The sequence below is a fragment of the Streptomyces ochraceiscleroticus genome (assembly GCF_000720485.1).
In the GTDB taxonomy this organism is placed as follows: Bacteria; Actinomycetota; Actinomycetes; order Streptomycetales; family Streptomycetaceae; genus Streptomyces; species Streptomyces ochraceiscleroticus.
The window spans coordinates 337,916-352,891 of the sequence record NZ_JOAX01000002.1 but is presented as its reverse complement, the minus strand read 5'-3'; the positions used below and the strand labels follow the sequence as shown (position 1 = coordinate 352,891).

Genomic DNA, 14,976 nt, shown 5'->3' with positions numbered 1-14,976 from the left:
GTACAGACCCCCCGTATGTACGCACCGCCACAGGCCAAGGAGGCCCGCATGACCACCTCGACCTCTTCCCTCGCCGCACCGGGGCGGCGCCCCGCCCAGGACGCGTCCTGGCTGCTGCGGACGGTGCTGCGGACCGACAGCGCGAGCACGGCCGCGTTCGCCGTGCTGATGCTGGCCGCCGCCGCGCTGACCACCACCCCGCTGGGGCTGCCGCGCGAGCTGGCGGTGGTGTCCGGGTGCGGGATGGTGTGCGGCGCGGCGGCGTTCTGGCTGCTCGCCCGGCAGCCGGTACTGCCGCGCCGCCTCGTGGCCGGCGCGATCGCGCTGAACGCCGTGTGCGGCGCCGTGTTCGCCGTCCTGGCCTGCACCGGCCTCGTCCCGCTGACCGGCTTCGGGCGGGTGTTCCTCGCCGCGGGGGCCGTGATCGTCGCGGTCTTCGCGGAGCTGGAGTACGTGGGCCTGCGCCGCATTCGTACGGCTTAGTCGCGCGCCCCCCGGGCGTCCCGTGACAGCCGCAGCGTCAGGATCTGGAACGGCCGCAGCGCGACGGTCACCTGCCCGCCGTCCGTCACGGCGTACGGAAGCGCGTCCGCCGGCGGCCGTTCCAGCAGGTCCGTCGCGTACACCTCCGCCACCGGGAAGCCGGCCGTCAGCGTCGCCGAAGCCCGCCCGCCGACCGCCTCGTACAGCCGCACGACCACGTCCCCGCCGCGGTCCTCGGCGAGCTTGACCGCCTCGACGACCACCGCGTCGTTGTCCACGCCGACCAGCGGCGCGACCTCCCGGGAGCCGGGCACCACCCGCTCCGGGAGGTTGATCCAGTGGCCCTCGCGCACCGCGTCCAGCGCCCCCGCGCCGGGCACCAGCCCGTACCGCAGCCGGTGCCGGCCCTGATCGGTCTCCGGGTCCGGATAGCGTGGGGCGCGCAGCAGGGAGAGCCGGACGGTCGTGGTCTGGCCGCCGTCCGCGCGTACGTCGCGGGTGACGTCGTGCCCGTACGTGGAGTCGTTGACCAGCGCCGTGCCCCAACCGGGCTCCTCGACCTGGAGCCAGCGGTGCGCACAGATCTCGAACTTGGCTGCCTCCCATGAGGTGTTGGTGTGGGTGGGCCGGTGGACATGCCCGAACTGGGTCTCGGCCGCGGACCGGTCGGCCTTCACATCCAGCGGGAAGGCGGCCTTGAGAATCTTCTCCTTCTCGTGCCAGTCGATATCAGCGGTGATTTCCAGGGTGGCGGAACCCTCACGGAGAGTAACGGCCTGGACGGCCGTGGAGTTCCCGAACGCACGACGGACCTCGACCGTGGCCGCGTCGGGCCCGTCGGCGATCAGCCGCAGCTCCTCCACCTCGGTCAGGTCGGTGACGCGGTGCCGGTAGAAGGCGTCGATGTCCCAGGCGTCCCAGAAGTTGGGCAGGTCGGGATGGAGCTGGAGGAGGTTGCCGGCCCGGCCCGGCGCCAGCGCCTCGCGGCGGGCGCGCAGGTCGTACGCGGAGACCAGCAGCCCGCGCCCGTCGATCTCGGCGCGCAGCACCCCATTGGCGAGGACCCACCCCCCGCCGGGGCGCTCGGCCACGGTGACCTCCGTGTCCGGTCCGCCGGCCACCGCGCGGCCCGCGCCGCCCGCCGGTACACCGTGCCGGGCGTGCGGCGCCCCGTTGAAGACGATCTCGTCGCTGCCGGGCCCGACGAGCGCCCGCTGCGCGCCGTCGACGATGTCCCGCAGCTCGGCGTGGACCCGCGCGTAGGTCTCCCGGGCCTCCCGGTGCACCCAGGCGATCGACGAACCGGGCAGGATGTCGTGGAACTGGTGCAGCAGGACCGTCTTCCACAGCCGCTCCAGTTCTTCATACGGATACGCGTACTCCGGTACGCGGACCGCGGCCGTCGCCGCCCACAGCTCCGCCTCGCGCAGCAGCGACTCGCTGAAACGGTTGCCCTGCTTGGTCTTCGCCTGCGAGGTGTACGTGCCGCGGTGCAGCTCCAGGTACAGCTCGCCGACCCATACGGGCGCGGCCGCTGCGTACTCCTCGTGCGCCTGCTCGAAGAAGGCGGCGGGCCGCTCGATCGCGACACGCGGCGAGCCCTCCAGGTCACGGCACCGTTCCGCGCGCGCCAGCATCTCGCGCGTCGCACCGCCCCCGCCGTCGCCGTGCCCGAAGGGGACGAGGGAGCGGGTGCCGCGGCCCTTCTCGCGGTAGTTGCGTGCCGCGTGCGCCAGCTCGCGGCCGCTCAGCTCGGAGTTGTAGGTGTCCACGGGCGGGAAGTGGGTGAAGACGCGGGTGCCGTCGATGCCCTCCCACCAGAAGGTGTGGTGCGGGAAGGCGTTGGTCTGGCTCCAGGAGATCTTCTGGGTGAGGAACCACCGCGCGCCCGCGAGCTTCACGAGCTGTGGCATGGCCGCGGTGTACCCGAAGGAGTCCGGCAGCCAGACCTCCTCGGTCTCGATCCCGAACTCCTCCAGGAAGAACCGCTTCCCGTAAAGGAACTGCCGGGCCATGGCCTCCCCGCCGACCATGTTGGTGTCCGACTCCACCCACATCCCGCCGACCGGCACGAACTGCCCGGCCGCGATCTTCTCCTTCACCCGTGCGAAGACCTCGGGCCGGTGTTCCTTGATCCAGGCGAGCTGCTGCGCCTGGGACATGGCGAAGACGAACTCCGGGTGATCATCCATGAGCGCGGTCATGTTGGCGCAGGTACGGGCGACCTTGCGGACGGTCTCGCGCAGCGGCCACAGCCAGGCGGAGTCGATGTGGGCATGGCCGACCGCGCTGAGACGGTGCGCGGAGGCGTGCGCGGGTGCGACGAGTACGGCGGCCAGCTCGGCACGTGCGCCCTCGGCCGTACCCGGTACGTCGTCGATGTCCAGAGCGTCCAGGGCACGTTCGAGGGCGCGCAGAATCTCGTGACGGCGCGCGTCGTCCGCCGGAAGCTGCTCCATCAGCCCGGCCAGCACCTCGAGGTCCTGGATCAGCTCCCACACGACGGGCTCGAAGACCGCCAGGTCCAGGCGGTTCAGGCGGTAGAGCGGCGCGTCACCGGAGGTGAGCCGGTCGCCTTCATAGGTGGGCCGCTGGACGTTGAGTACCGGATTGGCGGCGGCCTCGACGTACAGCTCGACCTCCTCGCCGCCCGCCACCCGGTCGCCGATCCGCACCCAGGCGTTGTGCGGGTGGAGTCCCTTCACCGCCTCGCCGTTGGCCCGGTACACCAGCCCCTCGCTCTGGAAGCCGGGGCTCATCCGCTCGAATCCCAGGTCCAGTACGGCCTCCACGGCCCGGCCCGCCCACTCCCGCGGCACCTGCCCGGTGACCTTGAACCAGCTCGTGCCCCAGGCCGGCCCCCACGCCTCGCCCGCCGCTGCCGGCGCGTACGGCGCTGCCAGCCCCTCGGCGACCGGCACCGGCTCGCCGGGCGCGTCCCAGCGGCCCACGGTCAGCGGCACGGACGCGCTGTACAGAGCGGGCTTGACGCGTTCTTCGAGGACGCGGCGGAGGCGGTGTTCCACGATGCTGCGGTCGTCGTGCATGCGGCTGCTCCGGTGGGTGCGTGGGGAGACCCGGCGAGTACGGCCCTGCCTCCAGCCTGCCCGGCGGAGGCGGACAGCCATGCACGGCGCGCCCGCCGTATGCGTGCCCGCACCCGCCGTACCGAGTGGTCCACGCCATTAAGCCGTGCGGCGGGTTTCCGCATTGCGACGGACCGTCGGAACCGGTGAGGTCGCCTCTATGACAGCGTTCAAGGATCTGACACTGCGTCGCACAGTCCCGGTCGCCGTCGCCGCCGCCTCGGCGCTGGCCCTGACGGCCCCTCATGAGGCGGCCGCCGTCGAAGCAGCAGGCAGCTACGCGCGGCCCATCACCGCGCCCTACCACGTGACGGCACGGTACGGCGTGCCCGGCGAATGGGCTGCCGGGCACCACCCAGGGGTGGACTTCGCCGTGCCGACCGGCACCCGCGTCCGTTCGGTGGGCTCCGGCACGGTGGTACTGGCCCGCCGCTCCGGCGACTACGGGAAGGCGGTGACCGTTCGCATGCGCGACGGGCACTACGTCGTGTACGGCCACCTCTCCCGGATCGCCGTCAGGAAGGGCCGCCACGTGGGCCCCGGAACCCGGCTGGGGTCCAGCGGCTCGACCGGCCGCTCCAGCGGCCCGCACCTGCACTTCGAGGTGCGTGACGGACGCGGCTACGGCAACGACGTCAACCCGCTGCGATACCTGTCCCGCCACGGCGTGCACATGGGCAAACGGGGCTGAGAGGCGCGGACAAGACCCCGCGGAGAAACGGGTGTTGTCCGCGGTCCGGGCGGTACTTCCGGGTTGGCCGATCTGCGTCCAGGGGGTTCACACGGTCGTGTGTCCAATGCTTTTTACGTTTATCTCCGCGGCCCCGACGGCCATCGGTCGAAGATATAAACCTCCGGCTATTTCAAGGAGGCCGCGCCGGTCCTTGTCCCGGACGGTCTGCCGCGTCCGGTGACGACGTACTACTGGGGTCCGGCGGCCCAGCCAGGGGCCGCCGGACCGGGCCGACCCACCCGCCCGCGCCCCTGGCCAACGGACCACCGGCCACGGACGCGGCCGCTCAGCATATTTACCCAAGGGCCTTCTATTGCAGAAAAACATGAACCGGTCGGCATTCCCGACGGCCGGAAAATCAAACTCGAATTACCTGGATGCCACGTTTCTTTGCGGCTTTTTCTTCGTTGACGGAGTATGCCTGAAACAACCATTCCGCGAATGCGGCAACTCGGTGGCTGGCACCTGAGTTCCGCAGTCGCCGCCGGCCGCCCGGACGTACACCTGGAGCGCGCCGGGCAGCGCGTACGGCTGGAGCACACCGGCGACCTGCTGGAGGTACTGCTCTCGGCCCTCGACGGGATCGAGGCCACGCTGGGGCCGCGGGACCGCGCGGAGCGCCCGCCGCGCATCAGACGGTAGGAGCCGCCACCGGTCCGGCCGCCACGCGGTCCGCACCGGCCTCCCGCCCCGGTCCCATCGATCCCACGAGAGCCGACGTGTACGACACTCCCCAGGCCCCCTTTCCGTCCGGTCCCGCGCACCCGGGAGGCACCGGCTACCCGAGCGGCCCCGGCTACCCGGACGGCCCCGGATTCCCGGGCGGCAGTACCGGACACACCGACGGCTCCGGGCGGCACCGGCTGCCGCGCCAGACCGCCGACGGGCTCGACACCGCCCCGAGCCTCGCCGGCATGCCGCTCTTCCGCGACGACATGCTGCTCGGCCACGACGACATGGCGCTCGGCCACACGTCGGACGGCTGGGACGCCGCTGTGGTGGAGGAGCTGGAAGGGGAGCTGGCGCAGCTCCTGGAGACGGCCGAGCAGCCCGTGGTGACGCCGCAGCCCACTCCGGTCGCGCCGCCCACCCGGCACCGCAAGACCTCGTTCCTCCGCACACACATCGCCACCTGGACCTGGCAGCGCGTGCTGAGCCTGGTGTCAGTGACCCTGACGGCCCTGATCGTCATCGCGGTGAGCATCCTGGGCGCCCTCGCGTCCTACCCCTCGCTCCGCGCCCTGGCCGGCGGCGTCGCGCCGCGCCACATCGCCGACCTGTGGCCGCTGCTGATTTACGGCCCCTGGATCGCCGCCACGCTGTCCATCCTGCGGGCGCGCGCCTACCGCCGCCGCACCGCGCAGTCCTGGCTCGTCGTCATCTTCTTCGCGGCCGTCGCCATGCTGCTGTGCATCGCCCACACCCCCGCGACACCGGCCGGCATCACCGTGGCCGGACTGCCGCCCGTGACCGTCCTCCTCTGCTTCCACCAGCTCGTCCGCCAGCTCGACCTCTCCCCCGCGCCCCAGGCCGTGACCCGCCACGCCCAGAACACCAAGGGCGGCAGCCACCGCCAGCGCGTGGGGTCCTGAGCGACACCCCGCCCGGCCGCGAGCGCGCCACCCGCTGGGTATACGAAAGAACCCCTGCCGGAGTTCCCGGCAGGGGTTCTGTTGTCTGTGGACCTGAGGGGATTCGAACCCCTGACCCCCTCGTTGCGAACGAGGTGCGCTACCAGCTGCGCCACAGGCCCTTGCGACGAGTGAAACTCTAGCATCCTTGCGGCCGTGCTCGGAAATCGCTTCCGGCGCTGGTCAGGAGTGGCGGCTCACTCGTTCGCGGCGCGCGGGCGGTCCAGCCCCTCGTCGGCCGGAGCGGCGAACTGGTCGAAGAGCGGGGTACGGCCGCGGCGGCCGCCGGCGGGACGATCCCGGCCCGGCGCCGGCCGGGGGTCCGCGTCCGCGGCACCGCCGCCCGCGACCGGACCGGTGCCGGACGGCGGGGCCGTGGCCGCACCGTCGGCGGGCGCTCCCGAGCCACCCGCCGTACCGGACCGGGCGGAGCTCCAGGCGCCGTCGGCGGCCAGGTCGACATGGCCGTTGGCGCGCGGCGCCACGGGGGCAGTGACGTACGTCGGCAGCGGTACCGGGACCGGCTCCCAGCCGTCCCCGTCGCGGCGGCCCCGGGGGCGCTGCGGTTCGGTCCACTCCGTGTGGCCAGCCTGCTCGACAAGAGGGCGGCGGCCCGCACTGGGGGCGGGCTCGGGGCGCACCGGCTCAGGCGCGGGGCCGGCCGGTTCGGCGGGGGTCTCCTCGGCGGGCGGCTGGTGGCCCGCCCGCGGAGGGCGGGCGCCCCGGCCCTCCCGCAGCCGCTGGGCCGCGGCCTCGGCCCCCCGCTGGTCCATCGTGAAGGCGAACCGGCGGCGCTCCTGAAGGCGGAGGTACACGATGTACGCGCTCAGCAGGAGGGCGGGGACGCCGGGTGCCCACAGGAAGGTGATGCCGCCCACCCCGGCGACGACCGCGCCGACGGTGAAGACGAGGAAGAGGACCGTGATCGTACGGCGGCGCCGCGCGAGGACCCGGGCCCGCTTCGTGCGCTCGGCGGACGAGGGGCGCTGGGGCGCGGGGGCGTGCGAAGGAACCGGGCCGTGCGGCTGGACGGCCGTGGGTGCGGCCTCGCGCTCCTCGGGGGCGCGGGCCTCCGCTCCGGGCGGGCGGTCCTCGTCCGCGGGCGTGCTTGCTGACCGGACGCCGGCCGCGTCGGCCGGGGCGTCCGGGTCCCGTTCCCCGCTCGCATCGTCGGCGGGGCGCCCTTCCTGCCCCTTGGCGTAACGGCGTTCCATCGCCGCCCGCCCGGACAGGAGCCGGATGGCGGTACTGAAACGCTCCGTAGGACGGGCCTCATTGAGTTCGTCCTGCCTACGGAGCCACATCGGCACCAAGTAGGCGGCCCAGGCCCCGACGATGACTGCGTAGATGAGGCCGCTGCTGCTCACGCCTCACACGGTAGAGGGGTTTGAGCGGGGCCATCCGCCAATTGAGCCGGTGTGTCGCACGATCTGGCTGATATCTCGAACTTTTTTTGTGATTGTTGCGATCAACGCACTGCGAATGTGCCGAATTGATGGATTAATTCGAACACACTTTTTATTTGTGGGATGTCCCCGGGGTGCCCGGCTTCTCGCGGTGCCACCGGGCGAGCAGCCCGCCCGGCACCTCCTCCGCCGTCAGCGCGAAAACCAGGTGGTCACGCCAGGCGCCGTCGATGTGCAGATAGCGCGGCCGCAGCCCCTCCTCGCGAAAGCCGAGCTTTTCCACCACCCGGCGGCTGGGCACGTTCTCCGGGCGAATGCACACCTCGATGCGGTGCAGTCCGACCGTACGGAAGCAGTGGTCGACGGCGAGCGCGACCGCGGTGGGCATGACACCGCGCCCCGCGACGGCCTCGTCGACCCAATAGCCGATATGGCCCGAACACATCGATCCCCAGGTGATCCCGGCGACCGTGAGCTGCCCGGCCAGCCGGCCCTGGTACTCCACGACGAACGGCAACATCCGGCCCGCGTGCGCCTCCGCCCGCAGGTGGCGCACCATCTGACGGTAGGTCGGCCGCTGGACCGGCGGCGCACCGGGCGGTGCGGGCGGGATGGTGGCCTCCCAGGGGCGCAGCCAGTCGCGGTTGCGCCGGTTGACCTCGCGCCAGGCCCGCTGGTCGCGCAGCCTTATCGGGCGGAGGGCCGTGTCGCCGTCCGCCAGCTCCACCGGCCAGGGCGCGTTCAGTGCGTACTCCCGGCCGGTCTGGGGTGGTCGCCGCCGCGGAGCTGGTCGACGGCGTGGACGAGCAGGCGCTCCAGTACGGCGAGGCCGTCGCGGACGCCCCCTGTGGAGCCGGGCAGGTTCACGACGAGGGTGCGGCCCGCGACACCCGCCAGGCCCCGCGAGAGGGCCGCCGTGGGCACCTTGGCCAGGCCCTCGGCCCGGATCGCCTCGGGGATGCCGGGCACTTCGTAGTCCAGCACCCGGCGGGTCGCCTCCGGGGTGGCGTCGGTGGGCGAGATGCCCGTACCGCCGGTGGTGACCACCGCGTCGAAGCCGCCGGCCACCGCGTCGCGCAGCGCGGCCTCCACGGGGTCGCCGTCCGGCACCACCCGCGGGCCCTCGACCTCGAAGCCGAGCGCGGTGAGTGCCTCGGCGATGAGCGGGCCGCCCTTGTCGGCGTAGACCCCGGCGGCGGCCCTGTTGGACGCCGTGACGACCATGGCCCGGTACGGGCGTCCGGGGGCGTCCGGGGCGGAGTGCGCGCTCATGCGCCCGCCTCCGCGCCGCCCTCGCGCACCCAGTCGCCCGACTTGCCGCCGCTCTTCTCCTCCACCCGTACGTCGGTGATGACCGCGCCCTTGTCGACGGCCTTGACCATGTCGATCACGGTCAGCGCGGCGACGGTGACCGCGGTGAGCGCCTCCATCTCCACGCCCGTACGGTCGGTGGTCTTCACCGTCGCCAGGATCTCCACGGCGTCGTCGGCCACCGACAGCTCCACCTTCACACCGGAGACGGCCAGCGGGTGGCACAGCGGGATCAGGTCGGGGGTGCGCTTGGCGCCCATGATGCCGGCGATGCGAGCGGTGGCCAGGGCGTCGCCCTTGGGGACGCCCTCCCCGCGCAGCAGTTCGATCACCCGCGGCGCTACCAGGACCCGGCCACTGGCGCGGGCCGTGCGCGCGGTGACGTCCTTCTCGGATACGTCGACCATGCGGGCCGCGCCCGCCGCGTCGATGTGGGTGAGGTGTTGCTGGCCGCTGCTCATCGTTCTCCTGGTCCGGACCGTGCCGCGCCTGTGCGACGACACCGTACCCGCAGCGGAGGACCGTCACCCGGGCAGCCGGGCGCTACGGGAGAAGCGGGCCACCCGGGGGCGGCAGCGCGCCACCCGGGCCGGCCGCCCCACCGGAGGAGCGGCTATCCGAGCAGGACCACGTCCACCTCGTCCCCCGCGGCGACCTCCGTGACGTCCTCGGGCACCGCGATCAGGCAGTTGGCGTGCGCGAGCGCCTTGACCAGGTGCGAGCCCGCGCCGCCCACCGGGGTGACCGTGCCGGACACCGGGTCGTGGCGGCCGCGCAGGAACTGCCGCTTGCCCCGGGGCGAGGAGGCGATGTCCTGGGTGCAGCGGGCCCGCTCCGTGTACCGGTGCACGTCCTGCAGGCCCATCAGGGCGCGGATGGCAGGGCGGACGAACAGCTCGAAGGACACGTACGAGCTCACCGGATTGCCGGGCAGCGCCAGCAGCGGGGTGCGGTCCGGGCCGATGAGTCCAAAGCCCTGCGGCTTGCCCGGCTGCATGGCGAGGCGCCGGAACTCCACGCTGCCCTCCTCGCCGGAGAAGTCGGCCAGCGTCTCCTTGACCACGTCGTACGCGCCGACGCTGACGCCGCCGCTGGTGACGACGATGTCGGCGCGGATGAGCTGGTCCTCGATGGCGGCGCGCAGCGTGTCGGCGTCGTCGGCGACCGCGCCGACCCGGTAGGCGAGCGCGCCGGCATCCCGGGCGGCGGCGGTCAGCGCGAAGCTGTTCGAATCGTGAATCTGGCCGGGACCCAGCGGCTCCCCCGGCTGGACCAGCTCGCTGCCGGTACCCATGACCACGACCCGGGGGCGCGGCCGTACCTTGACGGTCGCGCGTCCGATGGCGGCGAGCAGGGCGATCTGCGGCGGCCCGAGGACCGTGCCGGCGTCGAGGGCCGGCTCGCCCGCGGAGACGTCGCTGCCCCGGGTGCGCACGTGGGCGCCGGCCTCCACGGGGCGGTGCACCCGGACCTCGCCGCTCGCGCCGGCCGGGTCGGTGCTGCGCGCGCGCATCGTGGTGGCGGGGCCGCCTCCGGTGCCGCCGTCGGTCCACTCCACGGGGACGACGGCCTCGGCACCCGGGGGCAGCGGGGCGCCCGTCATGATGCGGGCGGCCTCGCCGGGCCCGACAGGGGGCAGGTCGCCGCTGCCGGCCGCGACATCGCCGATCACCGTGAGGGTGGCGGGGTACGCCTCGGTGGCCCCCGCCACGTCGGCGACGCGGACGGCATAGCCGTCCATGGAGCTGTTGTCGAAGGGGGGCAGCGCGACCGGCACCGTGACGTCCTCGACCAGGACGCAGCCCTGGGCGTCCAGCAACTGCAGCTCGATCGGCTCCAGCGGACGGATCTTGGACAGGACGTCCTCGATGTGATCGGCCACCGACCAGACGCGGTCGGGTCGGCTGGTCCGGTCGGTGGTGGCGCTCAAATCCCTACATCTCCTCGGTGACGTAACTGCGCAGCCAGGTCCTGAAGTCGGGGCCCAGGTCCTCACGTTCGCATGCCAGTCTGACAATGGCACGCAGGTAGTCGCCACGGTCCCCGGTGTCATAGCGGCGCCCCTTGAAGACGACACCGTGCACGGGGCCGCCCAGCGAGGGGTCGGAGGCCAGCGCCTGAAGGGCGTCGGTGAGCTGGATCTCGTTGCCACGCCCCGGCTCGGTCTTGCGCAGCACCTCGAAGACGGCCGGATCGAGCACGTAGCGGCCGATGATGGCCAGGTTGCTGGGTGCGTCGGCCGGGTCGGGCTTCTCGACCAGGTCGGAGACGGTCACCACGTCGTCGTCGCCGGTGGGGGCCGCCGCCGCGCATCCGTAGAGGCCGATCTGGGCGGGGTCGACCTCCATGAGGGCGATGACGGAACCGCCGTACTCCTCCTGGACCTGCACCATGCGCTGCAGCAGCGGGTCCCGGGGGTCGATCAGGTCGTCGCCCAGGAGGACGGCGAAGGGCTGGTCGCCCACGTGGGGCTCGGCGCACAGGACCGCGTGGCCCAGACCGCGCGGGTCGCCCTGCCGTACGTAGTGCATGGTCGCGAGGTCGCTGGACTCCTGCACCCGGGCGAGCCGGGACTGGTCGCCCTTGCGGCTCAGCGCCTCTTCGAGCTCGTAGTTGCGGTCGAAATGGTCTTCCAGGGGGCGCTTGTTGCGGCCGGTGACCATCAGGACGTCGGAGAGCCCGGCGGTGACGGCTTCCTCCACCACGTACTGGATGGCCGGCTTGTCGACGACCGGCAGCATTTCCTTCGGGGTCGCCTTGGTGGCGGGCAGGAAGCGGGTGCCGAGACCGGCCGCCGGGATGACAGCCTTACGGATCCGAGTACGTGATTCAGTCATGCGCCACACGATAACCGGAGCTTTGTGGCAGTTCATGATGGTCCGGTGAAAAGCGCATGAGAGTGGAGCAAGGGCACACAGTGACCACGAACGACGCTAGGAAACGCGGGTTGCGGCGAGACCTCATCGAGATGAGGAACTCGTTGCCCCTGAGTGACGTATCGGCGGCCGGATCGGTTCTGTCCGAGCGAGCGCTGCAGCTCAGGGAGTTGGCGGAGGCCCGGACGGTCGCCGCCTACGTGTCGATCGGCCGCGAGCCGTCCACCCGCGCGCTGCTGGACCGGCTGCGGGAGGCGGGCGTGCGCGTACTGCTGCCGGTCCTGCTGCCGGACAACGACCTGGACTGGGCCGCGTACGAGGGCCCTGAGCGGCTCGTGAAGGCCGGACGGGGGCTGCTGGAGCCCGCGGGGCCCCGGCTCGGCCCCGAGGCCGTCACGGACGCGGGAGCGGTGTTCCTGCCGGGACTGGCGGTGGACCGGCGGGGCCTGCGGCTCGGTCGCGGGGGCGGCAGTTACGACCGGGTGCTGGCGCGGCTGGAACGCGCCGGTGCCACGCCCGCGCTGGTGGTGCTGCTGTACGACGGCGAGATCCTGGAGGAGGTACCGGCCGATCCGCACGACCGGCCGGTGCAGGCGGCGGTGACGCCGTCGGGCGTGCACCGGTTCACGGAGCGCCCGGCAGACGCCTGAAACGCCGATCGCCGGGCGGTCCCCCTCGAGGGACCGCCCGGCGACCGTTGCGCACCGGCTACCGCGTCACGGCGACAGCGTCACGGCGACAGCGTCAGCGTGTCCTTCGTCGCGGCCTTGACGGCCTTCTCCGAGAAGGCCCACGGCAGCAGTTCGCCCTTGACCCACTTGCCGGTCTGGTCGTCGTAGTGCGCGTTGTACGCGTGCCCCGAGGCGCCGGTGAGGTTGATCCAGCGCGACTTGTCGAGGTCCGCGAGGTTGACGACCATCCGCATCGAGGGCACCCAGACGACCTGGTAGCCGCCGGCCGCGTTCCAGCCGGTGGCGTCCACGGCCGCCTCGCCGCCGCCGAGGTTCCACGGGCCGCGGTTGAACAGGCCCTGCAGCATGCCGGGTCCGTCCGTGCCGAGCGTCTGGTTCTTCAGCGTGAGCTGGTGCAGGCGGCCCCAGCTCCAGGTGTTGATGTTCTTGCCGAGCTTGGCGGTCAGCTCGTAGCGCGCGTCCTGCATGGCGTGCGCGAGGAGCTGGTCGCGGTTCTTGTCACCGGGGCGGCCCGGCTTGTCCTCGGTCTTCCACCAGTCGTTGCCGGGGTCGTCGAGGATCTTCCGCACGACCTCGTACCAGCGGTCGCCGCCGTCGGGCTGCCCGTTGTCCTTGGCCCGCTCACCGCATTCGCGCACCCACTTCTGCAGGTCGTCGGCCGGCCCGGTCTCGTCGGCCGGGTGGACCGTCAGGCACTGGCCGTCGACGCGCAGCTCCTTGGGCATCTTGTCGCCGAAGGCCAGCTTCAGGGTGTTGCGCCAGACCGCGTTGAAGTAGGCGGCGGCCGCCGAGTCGGACTCCTGGGTGTAGTTCCAGCCCTCCAGGAGCTGCTGGGCCTCGCGGACGTACGGGTCCTTGATGTCGAGCTTCAGCAGGTACGGCGTGAGCAGTTCGGCGATCTCGCTGCTGTTGTCGAGCTGCATGGTCTGCATGTCGTGCGTGGAGATCTTGCCGCCGTCCTTGATCTTGGACTGGATCAGGTCGTTGATCCGCTGGCTGCGCGCTCCGTAGCCCCAGTCCCGGGTGATCAGGTACGGGTACTTGTCCTGGTCGATCACGGCCTGGTTGGCGGTGACGATGTAGCCGCTCTTGGGGTTGAGCTCCCAGGGCAGCGCGGACTGCGGGATGTAGCCGGTCCACCGGTACTCCGGGTCCCAGCCCGGCGCGGGCAGCGAGCCGTCGCCCTTGCCGCGTACGGGGATGCGGCCGGGCGCCTGGTAGCCGATGTTGCCCTTGCGGTCGGCGTAGATGAGGTTCTGCGACGGCACCTCGAAGTGCTGCGCGGCCTTGCGGAAGCTGTCCCAGTCCGCGGCCCGGTTCAGCTCGAATACGGCATCCATGGAGCGGCCGGGGGAGAGCGCGGTCCACTTCAGGGAGAGGGCGTAGCCGTCACCGCGGTCGGGCGCGGAGTTCCCCACGGGCGCGTTCTTGCCGACCTTGGCCAGCTCGTCGTCGCGGTCGGAGACCACGGGCCCGTTGTTGGTGGACCGTACGGTGATGGTGCGGCTGGAGCCGCCGGCGACCTTGATGGTCTCCCTGCGGGTCGTGAAGGGCACCTCACGGCCGTCGTACAGGTAGCCGTTCTCGCCGACCTTCTCCAGGTACAGGTCGGAGACGTCGGCCCCGAGGTTGGTCATGCCCCAGGAGATGTCCTGGTTGTGGCCGATCACCACGCCCGGCATCCCGGAGAAGGTGAAGCCGGAGACGTCGTAGTTGCACTGCGGGCTCTTCGTACGGCAGTGCAGGCCCATCTGGTACCAGAGCGAGGGCATCTGCGGCGCCAGGTGCGGGTCGTTGGCCAGCAGCGGCTTACCGGTGGTGGTGTGCTTGCCGGAGACGACCCAGGAGTTGGAGCCGATGCCGTTGCCGTTCGGGCCGAGCAGCGCGGGCACTTCGTCGAGGGTGTTCGAGAGCGACGAGAGCTGGCTCTGAAGGGACTGCGCCGCGCCGGCCGCGCTCCCGGACTGCGTGCCGCTCGCGGTGGCCTTGGGGTCGAACTCTTTGGTACCGGGGTCGACGGCGCCGCCCTGCACGACCGGCTTGTTGCGGTCGTACGGGTAGGACGGGTAGAGCTCGGCGATCTGCTTCTGGGTGAAGCGGCTGGTCATCAGGGACCGGTCGATCTCGTCCTGCATGTTGCCGCGCAGGTCCCAGGCCATGGCCTTGAGCCAGGCCACGGAGTCGGCCGGCGTCCACTTGCCCGGCTTGTAGTCGTTCTGCAGGCCGAGCGCCGCGTACTCCAGGGACAGCGCCGAGCCTTCGTGGTCCCCGAGGTAGGCGTTGACGCCGGCCGAGTAGGCGTCGAGGTACTTCTTCGTGCTCGCCGACAGCTTGGTGTCGTACTCCTTCTGCGCGGTCTCGTGCCACCCGAGGGTGCGCAGGAAGGAGTCGGTCTTCACCTGGCTCTTGCCGAACATCTCCGAGAGCCGTCCGGCCGTCATGTGGCGGCGGACGTCCATCTCCCAGAAGCGGTCCTGCGCCTGGACGTAGCCCTGGGCGCGGAAGAGGTCCTCATCGGTGTCGGCGTAGATCTGCGGGATGCCGTTGCCGTCCCGCATGACGTCCACGGGGCTGGACAGTCCGGGCATCTTCAACGACCCGGTGGTCTCCGGGTAAGAGGCACGGACGGTGCTGACGCCCCAGAACGTCCCGTAGCCGACGCCCGCCACGAGCAGAAGCACGACCAAGATGACGACGAGGCGGGCGCGCCGCCCCTTTTTCTTCGGAGCGGGGCCGGACTTGTTGGCGGGCATCTCTG

General features: G+C 71.9%; 13 protein-coding genes and 1 tRNA gene. 5 read left to right on the top strand and 9 right to left on the bottom strand.

Features of this window, described 5'->3' with window-relative positions:
- The first annotated feature begins 48 nt into the window (after window positions 1-48).
- Complete coding sequence (locus tag IG84_RS0103795; RefSeq protein WP_031051308.1) at window positions 49-483, top strand: hypothetical protein; 435 nt, start codon at window positions 49-51, stop codon at window positions 481-483.
- Here IG84_RS0103795 and IG84_RS0103790 read toward each other — a convergent pair.
- Window positions 480-3,530, bottom strand: a complete 3,051-nt coding sequence (locus IG84_RS0103790) for an alpha-mannosidase (protein ID WP_031051307.1) — start codon at window positions 3,528-3,530, stop codon at window positions 480-482. The genes IG84_RS0103795 and IG84_RS0103790 overlap by 4 nt on opposite strands.
- 199 nt (window positions 3,531-3,729) lie before the next feature.
- Between IG84_RS0103790 and IG84_RS37650 the strand changes: the two genes are divergently transcribed.
- The 3 genes from IG84_RS37650 to IG84_RS38710 all read left to right on the top strand — a co-directional run bounded on the left by IG84_RS37650 (window position 3,730) and on the right by IG84_RS38710 (window position 5,894).
- On the top strand, window positions 3,730-4,260 hold the full coding sequence (locus tag IG84_RS37650) for a murein hydrolase activator EnvC family protein (RefSeq protein WP_037799147.1): 531 nt from the start codon (window positions 3,730-3,732) through the stop codon (window positions 4,258-4,260).
- Window positions 4,261-4,743: 483 nt separating this feature from the next.
- Window positions 4,744-4,944, top strand: coding sequence for a hypothetical protein (locus IG84_RS0103780; RefSeq protein ID WP_031051304.1), 201 nt, complete (start codon window positions 4,744-4,746; stop codon window positions 4,942-4,944).
- A gap of 77 nt (window positions 4,945-5,021) precedes the next feature.
- Window positions 5,022-5,894: a DUF2637 domain-containing protein gene (locus IG84_RS38710; protein WP_245659211.1), complete on the top strand. Its 873-nt coding sequence runs from the start codon at window positions 5,022-5,024 to the stop codon at window positions 5,892-5,894.
- A gap of 88 nt (window positions 5,895-5,982) precedes the next feature.
- Here IG84_RS38710 and IG84_RS0103770 read toward each other — a convergent pair.
- The 7 genes from IG84_RS0103770 to galU all read right to left on the bottom strand — a co-directional run bounded on the left by IG84_RS0103770 (window position 5,983) and on the right by galU (window position 11,487).
- A tRNA-Ala gene (locus tag IG84_RS0103770) sits at window positions 5,983-6,055 on the bottom strand.
- 75 nt (window positions 6,056-6,130) lie between these two features.
- Complete coding sequence (gene sepX / locus IG84_RS0103765) at window positions 6,131-7,300, bottom strand: divisome protein SepX/GlpR (RefSeq protein ID WP_031051299.1); 1,170 nt, start codon at window positions 7,298-7,300, stop codon at window positions 6,131-6,133.
- A gap of 151 nt (window positions 7,301-7,451) precedes the next feature.
- Complete coding sequence (locus tag IG84_RS0103760) at window positions 7,452-8,066, bottom strand: GNAT family N-acetyltransferase (protein ID WP_037799145.1); 615 nt, start codon at window positions 8,064-8,066, stop codon at window positions 7,452-7,454.
- Window positions 8,067-8,080: 14 nt separating this feature from the next.
- Entirely contained in the window at window positions 8,081-8,611 is a 531-nt protein-coding gene (locus tag IG84_RS0103755) for a MogA/MoaB family molybdenum cofactor biosynthesis protein (protein WP_051861337.1), read from the bottom strand.
- Window positions 8,608-9,111, bottom strand: coding sequence for a cyclic pyranopterin monophosphate synthase MoaC (gene moaC / locus IG84_RS0103750; protein WP_031051293.1), 504 nt, complete (start codon window positions 9,109-9,111; stop codon window positions 8,608-8,610). Before moaC ends, IG84_RS0103755 begins: the two co-directional genes overlap by 4 nt.
- A 152-nt stretch (window positions 9,112-9,263) precedes the next feature.
- Window positions 9,264-10,580, bottom strand: coding sequence for a molybdotransferase-like divisome protein Glp (gene glp, locus IG84_RS0103745; RefSeq protein ID WP_031051290.1), 1,317 nt, complete (start codon window positions 10,578-10,580; stop codon window positions 9,264-9,266).
- Between the two features lie 4 nt (window positions 10,581-10,584).
- Window positions 10,585-11,487: a UTP--glucose-1-phosphate uridylyltransferase GalU gene (gene galU, locus IG84_RS0103740; RefSeq protein WP_031051288.1), complete on the bottom strand. Its 903-nt coding sequence runs from the start codon at window positions 11,485-11,487 to the stop codon at window positions 10,585-10,587.
- A 56-nt stretch (window positions 11,488-11,543) separates the two neighbouring features.
- On the opposite strand from galU, the gene IG84_RS0103735 reads away from it, so the two are divergent.
- A complete protein-coding gene (locus tag IG84_RS0103735) occupies window positions 11,544-12,176 on the top strand; it encodes a 5-formyltetrahydrofolate cyclo-ligase (protein WP_078648588.1) in 633 nt (210 codons plus the stop codon).
- 80 nt (window positions 12,177-12,256) lie between these two features.
- Here IG84_RS0103735 and IG84_RS0103730 read toward each other — a convergent pair whose 3' ends face one another.
- Window positions 12,257-14,971, bottom strand: coding sequence for a penicillin acylase family protein (locus tag IG84_RS0103730; RefSeq protein ID WP_031051276.1), 2,715 nt, complete (start codon window positions 14,969-14,971; stop codon window positions 12,257-12,259).
- Between the last annotated feature and the right edge of the window lie 5 nt (window positions 14,972-14,976).